Source organism: Cryomorphaceae bacterium 1068 (assembly GCA_027214385.1).
GTDB lineage: Bacteria > Bacteroidota > Bacteroidia > Flavobacteriales_D > Cryomorphaceae > JAKVAV01.
Map to the genome: position 1 here is coordinate 1 of JAPVXR010000048.1, position 653 is coordinate 653.

At 44.0% G+C, this 653-nt stretch carries 1 protein-coding gene; it reads right to left on the reverse strand.

Annotated elements, in window-relative coordinates; all coding sequences use genetic code 11:
- Nucleotides 1-653, reverse strand: a 653-nt coding sequence (locus O3Q51_18410) for a hypothetical protein (protein MCZ4410796.1), incomplete at both ends; no start/stop codon positions are given.

Genomic DNA, 653 nt, shown 5'->3' on the forward strand with positions numbered 1-653 from the left:
CCGTTTGCTTCGAACTGGAACCAAAGATCTCCTGTAGGCGGAGTAAAAGTACTTCCGCAGTTTGTCAATTCATCACTGATGCTCGCAGCATCGAAGTTTCCTGTCAAAGAAGGACCATTGCATTCCAGAACAACTGCTCCACAGGCCTCATCATTCACTGCAGGGAAAATACATGAACCATCGTCAGTTGTAGCTTCAGGGATATAATTCAATGCTTCAGGGTCAGTACAACCCGGAATGTCAATATCTCCGCAACCTACAATCCAGTTCCATTCACTTGTTCCAAAAGAACCGTTTGCACAATTAACTGAGAAGTCGGTGTCCAATTCCATATAAACCGAACCTGAATTAGCGGTTACGGCTACTCCGGCGAGATTACCATTGTTGTTTCCACCAAAAAGCAATTCGCCTGTATTGTCCACACCATCATAGATGAAGATATCGTCACAACAGGATTCAATCAATCCGTCTTGAAAGAATAATACTACCGGCTCATCGTTAGGACTCTCGTATAAGAATACAGATTCGTCCAAATCAGTGTAGCAGTAGTTGACTTCCAATCCTTCACCACAAGTAAGTGGAACAGGGCATCCGATAGAAGATATCGACACTATCTCTGAAAGCGGACAAGTCAAGCCCAACACATTCACTTC